The 18,923-nt window shown below is 37.6% G+C and carries 11 protein-coding genes and 1 pseudogene; 7 read left to right on the top strand and 5 right to left on the bottom strand.

What is annotated here, in order from left to right; genetic code table 11:
* Positions 1-459: 459 nt before the first annotated feature.
* A complete protein-coding gene (gene hemL / locus AFK68_RS32960; protein ID WP_094678485.1) occupies positions 460-1,758 on the bottom strand; it encodes a glutamate-1-semialdehyde 2,1-aminomutase in 1,299 nt (432 codons plus the stop codon).
* Positions 1,759-2,290: 532 nt separating this feature from the next.
* On the opposite strand from hemL, the pseudogene AFK68_RS32955 reads away from it, so the two are divergent.
* The 6 genes and pseudogenes from AFK68_RS32955 to AFK68_RS32930 form a co-directional block, all read left to right on the top strand.
* Positions 2,291-2,577, top strand: a pseudogene (locus AFK68_RS32955) (phosphoribosyl-AMP cyclohydrolase); the annotation flags it as partial.
* Between the two features lies 1 nt (position 2,578).
* The coding region (gene hisIE / locus AFK68_RS32950) for a bifunctional phosphoribosyl-AMP cyclohydrolase/phosphoribosyl-ATP diphosphatase HisIE (RefSeq protein ID WP_143438562.1) at positions 2,579-3,167 on the top strand (589 nt) is incomplete at its 5' end.
* A gap of 342 nt (positions 3,168-3,509) precedes the next feature.
* Positions 3,510-4,874: a guanitoxin biosynthesis MATE family efflux transporter GntT gene (gene gntT, locus AFK68_RS32945; RefSeq protein WP_094678481.1), complete on the top strand. Its 1,365-nt coding sequence runs from the start codon at positions 3,510-3,512 to the stop codon at positions 4,872-4,874.
* Between the two features lie 789 nt (positions 4,875-5,663).
* A complete protein-coding gene (locus AFK68_RS32940; RefSeq protein WP_094678479.1) occupies positions 5,664-7,130 on the top strand; it encodes an alpha-amylase family glycosyl hydrolase in 1,467 nt (488 codons plus the stop codon).
* A gap of 448 nt (positions 7,131-7,578) precedes the next feature.
* Positions 7,579-10,866 carry an endonuclease/exonuclease/phosphatase family protein gene (locus AFK68_RS32935; RefSeq protein WP_246844615.1) on the top strand — a complete coding sequence of 1,096 codons (3,288 nt, stop codon included), beginning with the start codon at positions 7,579-7,581 and terminating at the stop codon, positions 10,864-10,866.
* Positions 10,867-10,999: 133 nt separating this feature from the next.
* Positions 11,000-11,530, top strand: coding sequence for a PEP-CTERM sorting domain-containing protein (locus AFK68_RS32930; RefSeq protein WP_094678477.1), 531 nt, complete (start codon positions 11,000-11,002; stop codon positions 11,528-11,530).
* Between the two features lie 352 nt (positions 11,531-11,882).
* Here the strand turns inward: AFK68_RS32930 and AFK68_RS43115 are convergent, their stop codons facing one another.
* The 3 genes from AFK68_RS43115 to AFK68_RS43105 all read right to left on the bottom strand — a co-directional run bounded on the left by AFK68_RS43115 (position 11,883) and on the right by AFK68_RS43105 (position 13,559).
* Complete coding sequence (locus AFK68_RS43115; protein ID WP_246844614.1) at positions 11,883-12,191, bottom strand: FAD-dependent oxidoreductase; 309 nt, start codon at positions 12,189-12,191, stop codon at positions 11,883-11,885.
* Between the two features lie 96 nt (positions 12,192-12,287).
* On the bottom strand, positions 12,288-13,301 hold the full coding sequence (locus AFK68_RS43110; protein WP_305778165.1) for an FAD-dependent oxidoreductase: 1,014 nt from the start codon (positions 13,299-13,301) through the stop codon (positions 12,288-12,290).
* Positions 13,302-13,304: 3 nt separating this feature from the next.
* Positions 13,305-13,559 carry a hypothetical protein gene (locus tag AFK68_RS43105; protein WP_246844613.1) on the bottom strand — a complete coding sequence of 85 codons (255 nt, stop codon included), beginning with the start codon at positions 13,557-13,559 and terminating at the stop codon, positions 13,305-13,307.
* Positions 13,560-14,356: 797 nt separating this feature from the next.
* On the opposite strand from AFK68_RS43105, the gene AFK68_RS32920 reads away from it, so the two are divergent.
* Positions 14,357-17,977, top strand: a complete 3,621-nt coding sequence (locus AFK68_RS32920) for a HEAT repeat domain-containing protein (protein ID WP_094678475.1) — start codon at positions 14,357-14,359, stop codon at positions 17,975-17,977.
* A 246-nt stretch (positions 17,978-18,223) separates the two neighbouring features.
* Here the strand turns inward: AFK68_RS32920 and AFK68_RS32915 are convergent, their stop codons facing one another.
* The gene (locus AFK68_RS32915; RefSeq protein WP_094678473.1) at positions 18,224-18,661 is read right to left on the bottom strand and encodes a helix-turn-helix domain-containing protein; all 438 of its coding nucleotides are present in this window, start codon (positions 18,659-18,661) and stop codon (positions 18,224-18,226) included.
* Positions 18,662-18,923 lie beyond the last annotated feature (262 nt).

Raw genomic sequence — 18,923 nt, 5'->3', positions numbered from 1 at the left:
GTTCTGAATAATATGTTTCTCAACTAATCTCATAAATCATTCTTGTTAAAATTATATTAGGATTCGAGGACGCGCGGAATTGTTCTGATTATTTAGTCTGAAACTCAACTGCCAATTTCATGATACTATTAAACCTTTGGCCTTGGAGTTATTAAATTTTGTCAAATATTTAGTAGCTATGCTTGTATAAATCAACGAAGATATTTGACGTTACTTGACTATATATGACTATATTTATGTATAACTTTTATTATACCTACTGTCTTAAAACGAAGCATTCACCACAAAATAAGGTCAATAACCTCCCCTTGGATAGGGGATGAAAAAAATAAACTTCAATATTTCAAGGTCATGGCTTCAGCCCAATGTACTGATAACTGATTGGTCATAACTGAAATAACCAACTTTTAGATGGGTAATAGAAAACTGAAAAATCATCCATTACCCATTAAAAAACTCTTAAAGACTAGACATCACTTCTTTTGCAGCAGCCAAAGTCCGGTCAATATCCTCCTCAGTATGCGCTAAAGAAGTAAACCCTGCCTCAAACTGAGAAGGAGCCAAATAAATTCCACGCTCCAACATTCCTCGGTGGAACTTGCTAAACTTACTCAAATCCGACTTTTTCGCATCATCATAATTGTGAACAGGTCCTTGATGGAAAAACATACCAAACATTGCACTAATATGCCCGCCACAAATAGGAAGACCAATTTCTTTTCCAATAGCCAATAACCCGTCAGCAAGTTTCTGAGTAATCTTGTTTAATTGCTCATAAGTACCTGGTTTATGCAGCAATTCCAGAGTCTTAATACCAGCAGTCATAGCCAGAGGATTACCAGAAAGAGTACCCGCTTGATACATCGGACCTGCTGGAGCAACCATCGACATAATATCCTGACGACCGCCATAAGCTCCCACAGGTAGACCACCACCAATAATTTTGCCTAAAGTTGTCAAATCTGGAGTAACATTAAATTTTTCCTGAGCGCCACCATAAGCAATACGAAATCCAGTCATCACTTCATCAAACACAAGTAACGCACCGTTATCCTGGGTAATCATCCGTAACCCTTCCAAGAAACCTGCATCTGGTGTAATAAATCCAGAGTTACCAACTACAGGTTCCAGGATAACACCAGAAATTTGGTCAGGGTTCTCGGCAAATAGTTGCTTAACTGCCTCCAAATCATTGTAAGGAGCAGTTAAAGTATTGCTAGTTACAGACTTAGGTACTCCAGGAGAATCTGGTAAACCTAGAGTTGCCACACCAGAGCCAGCTTTCACAAGAAACATATCAGCGTGGCCATGATAACAACCTTCAAATTTAATTACTTTATCTCTACCTGTAAAAGCTCGCATCAAACGCAGTACAGCCATACAAGCTTCTGTACCAGAGTTGACAAAGCGGACCATTTCGATGCTTGGTACCGCATCAATAACCATTTCAGCCAAAGTATTTTCTAAAGCACAGGGGGCGCCAAAACTTGTGCCTTTTTCCAAAACTTCTTTCAGAGCATTTAATACTTCTGGGTGAGCATGACCACAGATAGCAGGTCCCCAAGTGCCAACATAGTCAATATATTGGTTGCCATCAACATCCCAAATGTAAGCTCCCTTAACCCGATCAAATACAATTGGTTGGCCACCAACAGATTTGAATGCTCTGACCGGAGAACTAACTCCCCCTGGCATGAGTTTTTGAGCTGCTGCAAAAATTTCTTCGGATTTAGTGGTATTAAGTGTAGTAACTACCAATTTTAGTCTCCTGAATTTGTGTTTATTTCAATCCCAATATGGGGATTTTATATTATCACCAAATTAATATAAACCTATATCTATAATTTGGTTAATTGTATCATTGGAGTGAGTGTATATTTACAGTAAATTTTGGAGAATTATGAAGGGATTTTTTGACAATTTATTTATTTTATGATAAAAGCCAAAAACAAATTAAAATTTAAGATTAAACATTCAGAAAATACTTAAAAGATATCCTAAACTCNTGCTGTTTCATTTCCTTCTGCCAAATCTACTATTTTGCTTTGAGCAAGAATAACTTTTTCTTTTGCTTCTGGTTTTCCTCCTGTTTCAGAAAAGTAGTCCGAAAATCATTGGAGTGAGTGTATATTTACAGTAAATTTTGGAGAATTATGAAGGGATTTTTTGACAATTTATTTATTTTATGATAAAAGCCAAAAACAAATTAAAATTTAAGATTAAACATTCAGAAAATACTTAAAAGATATCCTAAACTCCGAATATACAAACAAATTTTTTGGGGCACATAATGTCTATCTCCCAACCAGTAGGTTTAGGTCAATTGATTCCAGTGGAGCAGGTTCGTTATAATGAACAGGGACTTGTACCCGCTATTATTCAAGATTATTTAGATGGTACAGTTTTGATGATGGCCTGGATGAACCAGGAATCATTACAAAAAACTCTAGAAACTGGGCAAACTTGGTTTTGGAGTCGTTCTCGGCAAGAATTTTGGCATAAGGGTGCAACTTCTGGTCATCTTCAGAATATTAAATGGATGCGCTACGACTGTGATAGCGATACTTTATTAGTAGGNCGCTATTATTCAAGATTATTTAGATGGTACAGTTTTGATGATGGCCTGGATGAACCAGGAATCATTACAAAAAACTCTAGAAACTGGGCAAACTTGGTTTTGGAGTCGTTCTCGGCAAGAATTTTGGCATAAGGGTGCAACTTCTGGTCATCTTCAGAATATTAAATGGATGCGCTACGACTGTGATAGCGATACTTTATTAGTAGGAGTGGATCAGGTGGGGGATATTGCTTGTCATAAAGGGGAAAGGAGTTGTTTTCATCAGGTGGATGGAGAGGTTGTGAAGCCACCAGCAGATATGTTATCTCAAGTTTTTGATGTAATTAGCGATCGCCGTGACCATCCCCAGGAGGGTTCTTATACTTGTAAGTTATTTGCTGGAGGAGATAATAAAATTCTTAAGAAAATTGGGGAAGAGTCGGCAGAGGTGGTAATGGCTTGTAAGGATGATGAGAAAGAGGCGATCGCTTCGGAAGCGGCCGACTTATTTTACCATACTTTAGTGGCTCTAGCACATCATAATGTTGAGTTACGAGATGTGTATCGGAAGTTGGATGAACGTAGACCAAAAAATAAATACTATAAATAAGTAGCGTTGCTCATTTTGGGTGTGAAAAAATGCTGGAAAGCTATAAAATTTATTGATTGTCTTACAAAATCATACATTAATTGACGAATGCCAAATAACTTTGCTATATCCGCAGTTGGATAAATGCAGACCCAAAAATTAATGGTAAGACTTAGGCAGTACAAAGTATTTTTGTCATTGCGACAGACAGGGTAGCAATCTCAAATTCTAGTTTTTCCTACATCATGGGTAAGTCCTGAATGGTTTAAATAAACTTAAATCTTACCCTAGAATGAATGTAGTCTAAAACTGATTAAAGCGGTTTCCTATTTGTGATAGCTAAACTAAATATACAAGAAATCTATGAACTTGACTTTACCATCTCAATATCAAAGTTTCTTACCCCGCTTTTACAAACTTGCCAGTATTAGCGTTTTTTCTAATATGATGGTTCCCTTAGCTGGTTTATGTGATAGTGCGTTTCTAGGTCATTTAAACGACCTACGGTACTTGGCAGGGGTAATTTTAGCTACTATTTTATTTGACTATCTGTATCGAATTTTAAAATTTTTGCGGACAAGTACAAATGCTATTACCTCCGAAGCTGTGGGACGAGAGGATAATAAAGATATTTTGCTGGCAGCTTTGCGGAGTGGAGCGATCGCCTTAGCCATAGGATTTGCCATTCTACTGTTGCAATATCCCATCCAAAAACTGGGATTTGCAATTTTAGGTGGTTCTAGCACTATTGAAGCATCAGGAATTGAGTATTTCAATGCTCGTATTTTAGGGGCACCAGCAGTTTTACTAAATTTTGTTCTGATTGGTTGGTTTCTGGGAAGGGAAAAAAATTTCATTGTTTTACTAATGTCGTTAGTCGCTAATATTTCTAATGTAGCACTAGACTATGTATTTATATATCGTTGGCAATGGGCAAGTACCGGAGCAGGTTTAGCAACAGCAATAAGTCAAATTTTAGCATTATTAGTAGCCTTAATTGCCGTTGGACTTAGTATTAACTGGAAAGATATTCCTGTAGCGATCGCCGATTTTTTCGATCGCCAGGCGTTAAAAGCAACAATTGCTCTTAAAGGTAATATCTTGATTCGATTTTTAGTTCTAATTTCCACTTATTCCATATTTACAAATTTAAGTGCGGTTATAGGGACAAATATTTTAGTTGAAAACGGTTTACTTCTACAAATTGCTCTGTTAAGTCAATTTTCAATTCAGGGTATTGGGATGACTGTACAGACATTGATCGGAAACTTTAAAGGAAAAGGTGAGACAGAAAAAATCTTGCCCGTGTTCATTGTTGCCACACTTCACAGTATTCCCATAGCCTTAATTTTTGCTTCAGTTTCTTTCTTCTTTCCTGAAACTGTATTTGGACTACTCACAAATAGTAGTGAGATTAGTGCTTCAATCAATAGTTATACTCCTTGGTTATTTCCTTTGCTGGTCTCAACAGCGATCGCTTTTATGTTAGAAGGATACTTTATAGGTCTCAAACAAGGAAGGCAAATACGAAATTCTGTTTTAACTGCTTTTGGTTTGGGATTTTTACCATTAGCTCTCTATGCTTGGAGTATTATGAGTGCCCATCTCTTATGGGCTGCCCTGACATTATATATGCTAACCCTCATATTCACTCTGGGAGTCCAAGTAAATGTGCAGAAACTATTTTTGGCGTCAGAGGAAAATGTTGTTGCTCAAGGTGAGGGATGACAGTAAATATTGCTATAGTTTTCAATACCCATAAATCTCCAACAAGGTAAGCATTTCCTACGGAATGCTGCGCAAACAGCTGTCAGCTAGCCTCTTGCCTCCTGGGTCAGAGCTGCGCTTTTTCGTATAGGGAATGCTCCGCTTTCCATGTTGCTCCGCGTTAACGTTTGCGGAGCATTCCGGAACGGAAAGTTGTGCGGAACGCTAAACAGCTATCAGCTATAAGTTATTAACTCACTAATATGATGATCTTGTCAGAAGAAATTAGTCTTCAAGGAGAATTAAAAGTTATGACTAAAGGTATAGTCTTTTAACCTGAGAAAGAATTATTCGTTATTTGCTGTTAACGCAGTTACCACCCAGGAGGCTTGCTTGCTAACCACTAATAGCTGAATGCTACCCAACAAGAGAAGTTAACATTTGTAACCCTACTTGATAACTTGATATTATATCATGTCCGCTTAATTAGTGATAAAAAAAATTTCTCCTCTTAATACCTTCTCCCTGAGTCCTGACTCATCCATGTTCCCTGTTCCCTGTTCCCTCTTTTTCAGATCAATTCTGATCCATAAATTATCAATTACCGAATTATCAATAATTAATAATTAAATAATTCGCGCCTTGAAGCCTCCCCTTGGATAGGGGAAAAAAAGTGTTAGGATATTTATCGACCTTCAATTCCCGCATTTGTTTTAACCAGAGGTAATTATCAATTATCCATTATCAATTAATGAATTCTCCCTGTTCCCTCTTTTCTGGAGATGTCTATTAAACCGGACATAAAATTATATGATTAATCCTTCCCTATATCAAGTTAACACCCGTGTTTGGCTAAACCAAATATCGCAAAAATTAGGTCGTCATGCCACCTTAGATGATATTCCCGATGATGAACTAGATAAAATAGCAAACATAGGATTTGACTGGGTGTACTTTTTAGGAGTTTGGCAAACAGGAATAATGGGGCGAGATATTTCTCGTGCAAATCCTGATTGGCGAAAAGAAGCTATAGAACTTTTTGGTGATGACTTTCAAGAAGATTATATTTGTGGGTCTTGTTTTGCGGTAACTGGTTATCATATCCATGAAAACCTGGGTGACAATGAAGCTATGCTGCGACTGCGCGATCGCCTCCATCAACGAGGGCTAAAACTTATGCTTGATTTTGTCCCCAACCATACTGCCCTCGACCATCCTTGGGTACAAACAAATCCTGACTTTTATATTCAGGGAACCCAAGCTGATATCGAACGAGAACCCCAGAATTATATACAAGTAGAATTGCCAGCAGGTAGCCAAATATTTGCTCATGGAAGAGACCTCTATTTTCCAGGTTGGCCTGATACTTTGCAACTGAACTACAGCAACCCTAAATTACAGGAGGCGATGTTAGCAGAGTTATTCAATGTTGCTCATTTGTGCGATGGCGTTCGCTGCGATATGGCAATGCTAATATTACCAGCTATTTTTGAGAAGACTTGGGGTATTTCAGTGGAACCATTTTGGTCTAATGCCATCTCCCAAGTTAAACAGCAACATCCAGATTTTACTTTTATGGCAGAAGTGTATTGGAATTTGGAATGGGAACTACAACAGTTAGGATTTGATTATACTTATGACAAACTGTTATACGATCGCCTCCGGGAACAGCAGGCAATTCCAGTTAGACTGCATCTTTATGCTGCTGTTGATTTTCAAAGTAAGTTAGCACGGTTTATCGAAAATCACGATGAACCGAGGGCAAATGGAACTTTTCCACCAAGAGTTCATCAAGCTGCTGCCATTTTGAGTTATTTTACCCCTGGTTTAAAATTTTTCCATCAAGGTCAGTTACAAGGTTGGTCTCAGAAAATTTCGATGCACTTATGTCACGCTCCTCAAGAAGCTACTGTTCCCAACCTAGAGAGATTTTATCATCAATTATTAGATTGTTTAGCTTTAGATATTGTCCGTGAGGGAAATTGGCAGTTACTCGAATGTATAGCTGCATGGGAAGGAAATTACACATGGAATAATTTTATTTGTTTTGTCTGGAAAGGAAAAGATGATCGACTTTTATTAATAACAGTTAATTATGCTCCCCAACAAAGTCAATGTTATGTTTTACTTCCTTTTGAGAGTCTCAGAGGTGAAAGGTATCGACTACAGGATTTAATGAGTGATATTAGTTATGATCGCTTGGGAGATAAGTTAATTTCACGAGGTCTGTATTTGGATGTGCCTGCATGGAGTTATCATGTGTTCGATATTAGTTAATGGTAGTCGGTGTGTCTTAACTAGCTGAGGACTTGGGTAGAAATAGGGTTTCTTGATAAAAGTTAGTTAGAAAACCAATAATTAGGGCAATAAATTCGGTTTCTTTGTACTGTATAGGCAGATCAAAGGAATTGATTTTAACATGGCAATAAGGTTTTTGCAACCAATAATTTCCAATAATTTATTGACTTTACATAATCTTCACAAATATTGATAGATCAAATGAAGCTTCTGTAAAAATACTGATATTTTAACCTGAATTTAACCAAAAGACAAGATAGATTTGTTTAGATTAACTAAGTAATTTAAGTAGTTACTCAGAAGATGCTCAACTTCTGAGCAATTCTTTCTTAGTTTTGTGTGATCTTACTCATACATTAAAGAGAATCACAGGTAATTTTTACATTTTTGTCCAATAGAAATACATCCAATTAATTAGGAAATAGAAATGGCTGCAACAACATTATCAGCAGGTGATATAGCCATTGTTGGCTTTAACTTTGACAACCCCGACGAATTTGCGTTTACACCATTAGTAGATATTGGTGCAGGTACAGAAATTAACTTTACCGATAACGGTTGGCAAGCTGCTGGTACTTTCAGAGCTAATGAAGGCACTTTTACTTGGACAGCACCCACAGATATTGCTGCTGGAACAATAATTAATCCTACTGTCAGTAGTATTGCATTCGCAACTGGTGGCGACCAAATTATTGCTTACCAAGGAGATAGTAGCAACCCCACTTTTATTTATGCTCTCAACAGTGAAGGCAACCCCGGAGTATGGCAGTCTGACTCCACCAGTTCCAATACTTCTGCCCTACCCACAGGTTTAGTCAATGGTGAAACAGCAGTAGCTTTAGACGAAATTGATAATGCTATTTATACAGGTATCACTTCTGGTACCCAAGCAGAATTATTAGCAGCCATCAGTGATAACTCTAATTGGTCTGGAGACAATGGCAACAGACCAACAATGCCTACAGATGCTTTCAGCGTTGGTAGTAGCGCCTCCAACCCAGTTATCAATGAAGTATTCGTTAGTCATGCCGGAGTAGATGACACTGAATTTATCGAAATATTTGGCACACCTGGTACATCATTGGATGGCTTAAGTTTCATTGCCGTAGAAGGGGATAGTTTCGGTCCAGGCACAATTGACGCTCAATTTGACTTTGACTCTACCCATACTATCGGCGATAACGGCTTTTTCTTAATTGGAAACCCCACAGGTTTAGCAAATAACTATGCAGTTGCTCCGAATGTTGAGATTAGTAGTAATTTCCTAGAAAATAGTAGTTCGACTTTTGCTTTAGTTGAAACTGGCAGTATTTCTGGTACTTCAGTTACAGACAACGAAGTTGTTATTGATACTGTTGCTCTTACAGATGGTGATGCAGGGGATACCTTCTTCTTTGATGCTCCTGTTATCGGCCCCGATGGTTCATTTTTCCCTGCTGGTGCCCGCCGAGTTACTGATGGAGTCGATACAGATACAGTTAGTGACTTTGTAATTAGTGATTTCTTCTTGGGTGCCGATAATACTCCGACTGCTGGAACTTTTGATCATGGTGGCGGTGGTGAAGAACCAACTTTAACTGCTATCTACGACATTCAAGGTGCAGGTCACACCTCCGCTTTAGAAGGTCAAGCAGTTACTACCACAGGTATTGTCACAGCAGTAGATAGTAATGGTTTCTATCTACAAGATCCAACAGGAGATGGTGATATTGCTACCTCTGATGCTTTGTTTGTATTCACTGGTTCAGCGCCTGGAGTCAATGTAGGTGATGAACTACAAGTTGATGGTACAGTATCTGAGTTTACTCCTGGTGGTACTTCTACTCGCAACCTATCAACTACTCAGATAAGTGGTGCTACAGTCACGAATCTTTCCAGTGGTAATGCTCTTCCTGATGCAGTCATAATAGGTTCTGGTGGTCGTGTACCTCCAACAGAAAATATTGATGATGATGCTTTTGCCAGCTTTGATCCCATAACTGATGGTATTGACTTCTTCGAGTCTTTAGAAGGAATGCGAGTCACTGCTCAAAATGTAGTTGCCGTTGCTCCGACAAACCGCTTCGGTGAAATCTTTACCGTTGTTGATGATGGTGTAGGTGCTACAGGAATTAGCGATCGCGGCACGCTCAACATCAGCCCTAACGACTTCAACCCCGAAAAAGTTCAAATTGATGAAGATTCAGGAGTTTTTGACTTCGACTTCCCCAATGTTAATGTTGGAGATAGTCTGGGTAACGTAACGGGGGTTGTCAGCTATGGTTTTGGTAACTTTGAAATTCTGCCTACTGAAGACTTCACTAGCAACATTACCTCTGCTAACTTACAACCTGAAGTCAGTTCCATAGTAGGAAGCAGTGATCGACTAACAGTTGCTAGCTACAATGTTCTCAACCTCGATCCAGTAGTTGAAGATATTAATCTTGTGGACGACAATGATCCGCGTGACGTTGATGATGATATTGGAAATGGTCGCTTTGATGCTATTGCTGATCAAGTTGTCAATAACCTAAATGCCCCAGACATTATTGGGTTACAGGAAATCCAAGACAATACAGGAGCTGAGATTAACGACGGTGTTACTTCTGCAAGTCTTACACTCCAGACTTTGGTCGATGCGATATCTGCTGCGGGTGGTCCAACTTACCAGTTTATTGACAATACCTTTATTACAGATGGTGCTAGCGGAGGTCAACCGGGTGGAAATATCCGAAATGCCTTCTTGTATAACCATGCTCGTGTTGATTTAGTTGACGGTTCCGTTCAAACCATTGGAGATCAAAATCCTGGTAGTGCGTTTGCAGGCGCTCGTTTACCATTGGTTGCCGACTTTGAATTTAACGGTCAAGAAGTTAGTGTTGTTAGTAACCACTTCTCCTCCAAGGGAGGTAGTGCGCCTATTCTCGGTATTGAACAACCTTTTGATGCTCGTCAGGAAGACGTAACTGTTAACGGTAGTCTTGATGAGCGACAAGCTCAAGCAAACGCAGTCCAAGGATTTGTTGCAGATGCTCTAACTGCTGACCCCAATGCAAATCTTGTAGTGCTAGGAGATTTCAACGAGTTTGAGTTTGTTTCTCCACTTGATACCCTGGAACAAAATCTGACCAACTTAACAGAAACAGAAATACTAGATGAGGATGAGCGTTATACCTTCATCTTCCAAGGAAATTCTCAGTCTTTGGATCATATTTTGGTGAGTGATAGCTTGAATGAAGGCGCTGAATTTGACATTGTTAATGTGAACAGTGAATTTGCTGAAACCAGTCAACGAGCAAGCGACCACGATCCATTAATTGTTAGTTTGAATTTACCAACTCCTGGAGAAGTGATTGAGGGTACTGCTGGTCGGGATAATTTAACTGGAACCGATGGAGATGATACTATTACTGGTTTGCGACGTCGAGATACTCTTACTGGTGGTGCTGGTAACGATACATTTGTATATACTGGCCTCCGAGATGCAGGTGATATCATCACTGACTTTGAAGTTGGTAGCGATCAAATTGACTTAGTTGAAGTATTAGATGATGTTATTTCTGTAGTTGTTGACCCCATTAGTGATGGTTACGTTGGCTTTACCTCCCGTGGAGCAGATACTATCTTGACTATCGATCTTGATGGTGCTGCTGGTTCTGGTCGCGCTCGCTCTTTCTTGTTAGTGGAAGGAGTTGAGGCTACAGCTCTAAATAATTCAGACAATTTCATTTTTTAAGAAGAACAGAAACCGGGTTTATATTAGATACCACCATACTAATATATGTTTTACATAAACCCGGTTTCTTATAACACTCCGAAGTTGTCATAAAAACAACAAACATTTCCTCTCTATTACTAAAAACAAAACCATGACTAATATTTTGCAAAAGTTATCTTTCGTTGCTACAAGTGCAGTTCTTGGCATCACTGTAATTAATGCTAACCCTGTTAATGCAGCTTCAATTATTTATGATTTTGAAGTTAATAATTTAGACGGTTCTTTAGCAGGCGAAACATACTCTGGATATTTTGAATTTGACGGTTCTGCATTAACTGGAAGTGGTGAAGAATTGTTATCTGTATCAGAACTCAGTTTCGATTTTCTGGGTGTTAACTACACTGAAAATGATGGCATATTTAGTGACGTTGTATTTTTGGATGGTGAATTCCTAGGATTGGATTTTTCAACAGATGCTGTATTCTCTTTTATACCAGGTTTATTTGACCTTGGAGATGCTTTCTTTGAATATGATACTCTTGGAGAAGGAGTTGGTACAGGAGATATCATATACACTTTACGTCAAGAACCTCCCGCATCTACACCTGAACCAACTGCCGTTTTCAGTTTATTAGCTTTAGGTGCTGTAGGCGGCAGTGGTGTTTTGAAGAAGAGAAAGTAAACATCATTATCAAGAAATGCAGCATTATTTTTGGCGTTGCATAAATGCGGGATGATTTTAATAGTTTTGTGGAATGGGCATCTTGCCCGTTCCTGATATTTTCGGACAGGCAGGATGCCTATCCCACTTGATATTCATCCCCAAATTTCAGCAACGCCTAATTTTTCAATAAATATCTGAGATAAAAGGCGGGGTCGCACCGCTATCTAGTAGGGGCGAATAGCCATGTGCTAACGCAAAGCTCCGCTTTATATGTCGCGCAGCGTTAACGGAGTTGTGCGATAGCAAAACGCCCCTACAGGTGGTTTATAATTTCATTTTTTGCGTAAGTCCTGAATTATAGAACCTAAAATTATTTGACATGACTATAATCTCTATTTCCACTTCTATTTATACCTTTTAATTTTGTCTTCCTACCTGTTAAATTTTCTAATTTTTTTCTAACTTCAGCAGAGGTCATTTGATTTAAAGTTATACCTTTTTGATTAGCCATAGCAGCAGCAACTCCTATTGCTTGCCCTTGATAAATACTAATTGTTTGAATTCGTGATACTGCTACAGCAATTCCTAAATATCCAGACGATCGCCCGACAACTGCTAAATTATTCACATTTTTAGCTAAAGCACTCTCAATACCAAAGTTGTATTTAGGTAGAGGCAAAGAGTTGATACCTAAATCTTTAACACCACCCCGAAAATAAAATTCATAGGAAAAAGTACCAATATAATTCTCTGCTGAAGTACCACCTTTAATAATTTATTTTCCTGTCAATGGGTCAACAACATCACTAATATTTAAACTATGTCTAATATAAACTTCTGAGGGAATAACTACTTTGATATCTTTTCCAGAAATTTTCCTTAACCAAGCCTCAATTTCCTTCATTTCTGTAATCATTTCTTGGGTTGGTTTAAAATCATTTAGTTCTATTTGCCTGACTTTTTTACTGTCATATTTAAACAAAAATCCATTCAATGATAATGAACGTTTACCTAGACGACAAATATTCAGTTTATCAAATAAAAATCTTGATGAAAAAGCTAGATTAAATGAATGTTTTCGATGAAGATGATAAGCTCCTGCTAAGGCAATACTTCGATTTATATAGCCGTCTTGATATGTTTTAATTATTGGCAATCTAAACTGAGCCAGGGTAAATTTAGCATATAGAGGAGTTTGTTCAGATTGAATTTTATTCTTAATTTTTCCCATTAGTTGGCGGTTATAAAGTATTTTTGATTCCAATTTTTGGAAATCGTAAATACTTAAACCAGTTACAGTCGGAACAATAGAAGTTGCGATAGTTTCATTCTGTAATTTATGGTTTTGTGATGCCAATCCTAAAGAATAAGGTACACCTGCTTTTCTGGCTAATTCTGCATCTTGAGTTGTGTCTATAAATGTAGAAGCTTTGACTCTAATATTTGTGTCATTTATCTGCACAAATTTAATTTTTTTATTTTCTACATAAGGAGTAATAGAAGCATTAGAAATAACCATAATTCCTGCCGCTTCTAACATTTCTTTCATGGCTTTTGCTGCCAGGTTTGGAGTAACACAAGCTTCAACAACTTTTGCCTTTTTCAAAAAGTTACGAAAGCATTGAGAATAAGGTTGATTTTGCCAACCAGGGGTTTTATCATAGTCGAGATAAGCTAGCCCACCTCTTGTTAATAAACCACCTAAAGGTTGACGGTCATAATTAGAACGGATTAATACTACTTTGCCTGTAGTTCCTAATGTTTTTTTCGCCCAAATAGCAGCACATATTCCTTAAAGTTCATCTCCATAAATTACGATATCAAAGTTTTGATAAGTTGGTAATGGTGGTTTTAGCGGTTTAGAGGGTGAGGGGGAAGGAGTGGGAGTATTAACTGAATTATTTGTGGAATTATTTGGTGTTGTATTTTGCCAAAATGTAGAGATAAAATTATTACTAACTTTAGGTAAATATTGAGCAGCGCTTAATGGAATTAGTGATAAAAATGCTGTGATTAAAATTAATCTTTTTGGGTAATCAGAAGCCATATATTTTGGGGATAATTCAACGGAAGTTAAAAGTCAAAAGTAAGATTTTACAGCCTCAAAATTTTGACAATATAGTAATTTCAGGAAATTATTGAAAATCTAAAGTATGGAACTATTTATGACAAAAAAAAAGGTATCAAGTCTCCCTTTTCAAGGGGATGAAAAAAATAGAATATTCCTTATGTCAAGCCTCTGGGTTTAGCCAGAGGTACAGTTAACTGTTAACTGTTAACTGATAACTGATAACTGATAACTGAAATGACATCTCTCAAATGAATTGATATAAGGTTAACTATCTTACTATACTAGGTTTTGATGCGAATTATTACAACATTTTAGATATGTCACTGTAGTAGGTTGGGTTGACGTAGGAAACCCAACACTAATAAAGCTTTGTTGGGTTTATTCTACGGATAAGTGGAGCGAACACTTACTAGGTTTTGCTGCGAACTATTACAACATTTTAGATATGTCACTGTAGTAGGTTGGGTTGACGTAGCAAACCCAACACTAATAAAGCTTTGTTGGGTTTATTCTAAAGATAAGTGGAGCGAACACTTACTAGAACGGTGCGTTACGACAAATTGTTAAATCTCTGTCAAACCTGATATTTTAGATGTCTAACGCACCCTACTGGACTGACACTTTGTTGGGTTTCACTTCTTTCTACCCAACCTACATTTTTAGGTATTTCATCCCACTACAATAATGAACTGGCGCTAAAGCGCAACTACAAACAAGCAACAGTTTTAATGACTATAATTAAAAATAACTAACATATAAGAGATTGAATAATTATGATTGAATTGTTAATTGCTTGGGGGGGTAGTGAAGCGGTTAAATTTATTGCTCAGGAAGTTATTGGAGAATTAGCTAAGGGTACTGCTGAAGATTATGTTAAAGATTTTGGCAAAGAAGGTATTTCTAATATTGTTGGTAGGATAGCAAACAAAGAACCTTTAAAAAAAGCTACGGCAGAAGCAATTAAAGATTTTTTAGATTTGGGAAAGCAAGAGTTAAAAAATGCTGAATTGAGTGAAAGTGAGTTAAAGGAATATATTAAACCTTTAAAACAGTTTATTAAAAATCGGTCTGTTTTAGAGGTTTTGGTTAGTGCTTTTGATAATAATCTCAAACTTTTAGAGACTAATAAATTGGCTACTACCTGGAACGAAATTAATCCACCTTTACCAGATGATTTTGACTGGGAATTTCTTGCCAAGCAATATCGGAGAAATGTTAAAAATATTATCCGGCAGTCTGATGAATTACGGGAAATATTAAATGCTGAAAATCTGGATAAACTAGCAAATCAAAACTCGGAAATTAAACCAGATTTTGACCTCAGAAAACATCAAGAGGGAATCCGAGAACAATATGGAAATCTCAAATTAGAAAGTTTAGATACGAGTGGTTATGGTTATAATAATTTGAAATTATGGCGAATGTTTATCCCTCAAAATGTCCGAGAATCTCAAGAATTTATGCCTCAAATACATGAGATTCCTAAAGAATATTTGAAGCAATTAAAAGATAGCGGTCAGCTTGAGTCAGATTTTTCTCCAGAACAATTGGAAGGTCGCCATCGGAGATATTTTGAACAGCAAACTCGCTCGGTTTTGGAATTAATAGAAGATAACAAATATAAATATTTAGTTATTCTGGGCGACCCCGGTTCTGGTAAGTCTACTTTATTACAATATATTGCTCTACAATGGGCTGAATTACCTCGAAAAGATTTATCGTTAAAGCCAATTCCTCTGTTAATTGAACTGCGGACTTATGTGCGGAACCATGATGGGAATAAGTGCAAGAATTTTCTAGATTTTCTGGAACAAGGTAGTGGAGTTGTTTGTCATTTTCCTCAACAAGAACTCCATGAAAAATTACAAAATGGCAATGCAATTGTGATATTTGATGGGTTAGATGAAGTTTTTGACCCTGGCAAGCGAGAGGATGTAATAAATGATATTCATCGGTTTACTAATAATTATAAAAATGTGCGGGTAATTGTTACTTCGCGGGTGATTGGTTATAAACCACAAAAACTCCGGGATGCTGAGTTTTATCATTTTATGTTGCAAGATTTAGAAGCGGAACAAGTTGAGGATTTTATTCAACGTTGGCACAATTTAACTTATCAAGATGAGGCGGAAAGGGAGAGGAAAAGAGAAAGGTTGAAACTGGCAATTAAAAATTCTTCAGCTATTAAAGAATTGTCGGAAAATCCCCTGTTATTAACTATGATGGCTATTTTGAATCGTCATCAAGAATTGCCGAGAGATAGGGCTGAACTTTATAATCAAGCTTCGCGGATTTTATTACAGCAGTGGGATATGGAACGGACGCTGGTTGATGCGAATCTTAACCCGAAGACTATTGATTATAAAGATAAGCAGGCAATTTTGCGTCAGGTAGCTTTTTTTATGCAGGGGAATAAGGAAGGTTTAGCTGGTAATTTGATTCATGGAGATGATTTGGAAAAAACTATCATTAATTCTTTAAAAGTTATGGGTATTAATGATGCAAGAACTGTCGCTAGGGCGTTGATGGAACAGTTACGGCATCGGAATTTTATTTTATGTTTTGTCGGCGCTGGGTATTATGCTTTTGTGCATCGGACTTTTTTGGAATATTTTTGTGCTTCGAGTTTTGTTTGGCAGTTTGAAAAGGAACAGAAAATTTCTCAAGATGATTTGATAAATGATGTTTTTGGGAACCATTGGCGGGATGAAAAATGGCATGAAGTTTTGCGCTTAATTGCGGGGATGATAGATGCAAAGTTTGTGGGAGATATTATTAGTTATTTGATGGAGCAAGAGGGGGAAGAGGAAGAGTTTAAGAATTTATTTTTGGCTGGCAAGTGTTTGTTTGAAGTTAGGAGTCGTCAGAGTATTGGTGATGTGGGAAATCGGTTATTAAAAAGGTTAAAAGATTTGACTGAGTATATCCGTGGTTATTCTTATAAATTCTATAACAGTGAATCTGAAGAAATTTATCAGAAAAATGTAGCCTTAGGTCGTAAAATTCGTGGTCAAGCTGTGCAAGTAGTGGCTGCAACCTGGAGAGATGATCCTTTAACCTACACCTGGCTCAAACAATTGCTAGTATCTCGTAATAATTGGATTGTGCGACAGGAAGCAGTGCGACAAATTGCTACTTTAGACAAAGACAAACTAGAAATTATAGAGTTACTCAAGCAACAGATATTGTCTGATGATGGTTGGGATGTACGACGGGAAGCGATGCAACAAATTGCTACTTTAGGCAAAGGAAAACCAGAAACTTTAGAATTATTCAAACAATGGGTAAAGTCTAATCTGAATTGGGATGTGCGACAGGAAGCGGTGCGACAAATAGCAAGTGGTTGGAAACATGAACCAGGAATTTTAGATTTACTCAAACAATGGGTAGAATCTCACAATAGTTTGAGTGTAAGAGTTGAAGCGGTGAGACAAATTACTAATGGTTGGAAAGAGCAACCAGAAATTTTAGAGTTACTCAAACAATGGGTAGAGTTTAATGAGAATTGGGATGTGAGAGTTGAAGCGGTGCTACAAATAGCTACTGGTTGGAAACATGAGCCAGGAATTTTAGATTTACTCAAGCAAAGGGTAAAGTCTGGTAATAGTTCAAGTGCAGAACTTGAAGCGGTACTACAAATAGCTGCTGCTTGGAAAGATAAACCGGAAATTTTTGAACTACTTAAACAAAGAGTAGATTCGGATTTGCGAGTTGAAGCAGTGCAACAAATAGCTACTGATTGGAAAGATAAACCGGGAATTTTTGAATTACTCAAACAATCGGCAGAGTCTGACGAAAGTTCGAGTGTGCGGCGGGAAGCGATACGACAAATTGCTACTGGTTGGAAAGATAAACCGGGAATTTTAGATTTACTCAGACAATGGGTAGAATCTAATGAGAATTGCTATGTGCGAGCTGAAGCAGTGCGACAAATTGCTACTGGTTGGAAACATGAACCCGGTGTTTTAGAGTTACTCAAACAAAGGGTAGTGTCTGATGATGATAGGTATGTGCGAAGTGAAGCGGTACGACAAATTGCTAATGGTTGGAAAGATAAACCGGGAATTTTTGAATTACTCAAACAATGGGCAGAGTCTGACGACAGTTCGATTGTGCGACGTGAAGCGGTACGACAAATTGCTACTGGTTGGAAAGATAAACCGGGAATTTTTGAATTGCTTCATCACACCACCCTCAATGACCCCTTTCAACGTAAATATCGGTATCAAGACAACCCTCGACAAATAGTACTAGAAGCAATAGTCAAACAATATCCAGACCATCCGCAAACCCTACCACTATTACAAGACAGAGCAGAAAATGACTCAGACGAACAACTGCGGGAGTGGGCAAAAAAGAAATTGCAGAGATTAGAAAATAGGAATGCTCATTAGAAGCTGTTTGTAAACTTATAAAAACCTCTCTCCTGCGAGGAAAGAGGCTTATTCACCCCCATTCCCTGGTAGGGTAGGGGGGCAGGGGGGTTAGGTTTTTAGGATTTATCGGTGCGCCATTTCAGTTATCAGTTATCAGTTATCAGTTATCAGTTTTGTAAGTTGGGTTTCGTACCTCAATTCTGACTACTGAATTCTAAATTCTGACTCCTGAATTCTGAATTATAAATTCTAAATTCTAAATTCTTAAACACTTGAACTACATTTTTTCATATATTCCCAACCACGCTGGGGAGAAACGCGATCGCGTCCAATAGTCCTCGCAATCCATTCTGCTACTTTTGGCCCAGTCCAGCTTGCTTGGTCTTGAGGTGGACTTTTAAGTGCTATGCGTAATTGTTCTTGTTGTTCTGGACTGAGTAAAGCATGAGAAGGGTAAAATTTCCGGGTTTTCCGTCGATTTAAAATTGCATCCGGCCCTTTTTGATTGTAACTTTTTACTATATCCTTAGCATAATCATAGTTAAGACCCAAAGCTTGAGCTGCTTCTTTAATAGTCCACTTTTGAGAGACTAACCACAGCAGGTGCCAGCGTCGAGATTCTACTCTATCTCTAATTTGGAGATAGCGGTTTTTGATTTCTGTTTCGCTTAAGTGGGATTTGAGATAGGCTTTTTTAGGCATCTTTTTCTACTTTATCAGGGGTATGAAATATGAATAGTTCAACTCTGGAAAGCAATAAGACTAAGTATCGCTAGCAATAGCGATCGCTTTCCTCTATGTAGATGACCCTGTAAAGTCCCAATCAACCGTTACAACTTAAGATTATTTTTTATCTGCAGTAATGTTGTTTACGGTTTTATGGTTTAGATGTTTATACTATAACACCTTATCACATCTGTGTAAATACATCAAGTTTAATAAGTTTAATATTAGAGTATCAGAT

Origin of the sequence: Hydrocoleum sp. CS-953 (assembly GCF_002260545.1) — a bacterium.
In the GTDB taxonomy this organism is placed as follows: Bacteria; Cyanobacteriota; Cyanobacteriia; order Cyanobacteriales; family Microcoleaceae; genus Trichodesmium.
This window is presented reverse-complemented; position numbering and strand designations above follow the sequence as displayed.

Bases quoted from the DNA above. Each gene is read 5' to 3' on its own strand.
- gntT (WP_094678481.1), top strand. From the start codon at position 3,510: ATGAACTTGACTTTACCATCTCAATATCAAAGTTTCTTACCCCGCTTT.
- AFK68_RS32940 (WP_094678479.1), top strand. From the start codon at position 5,664: ATGATTAATCCTTCCCTATATCAAGTTAACACCCGTGTTTGGCTAAAC.
- AFK68_RS32935 (WP_246844615.1), top strand. From the start codon at position 7,579: ATGGCTGCAACAACATTATCAGCAGGTGATATAGCCATTGTTGGCTTT.
- AFK68_RS32930 (WP_094678477.1), top strand. From the start codon at position 11,000: ATGACTAATATTTTGCAAAAGTTATCTTTCGTTGCTACAAGTGCAGTT.
- AFK68_RS43105 (WP_246844613.1), bottom strand. From the start codon at position 13,559: ATGGCTTCTGATTACCCAAAAAGATTAATTTTAATCACAGCATTTTTA.
- AFK68_RS32920 (WP_094678475.1), top strand. From the start codon at position 14,357: ATGATTGAATTGTTAATTGCTTGGGGGGGTAGTGAAGCGGTTAAATTT.
- AFK68_RS32915 (WP_094678473.1), bottom strand. From the start codon at position 18,661: ATGCCTAAAAAAGCCTATCTCAAATCCCACTTAAGCGAAACAGAAATC.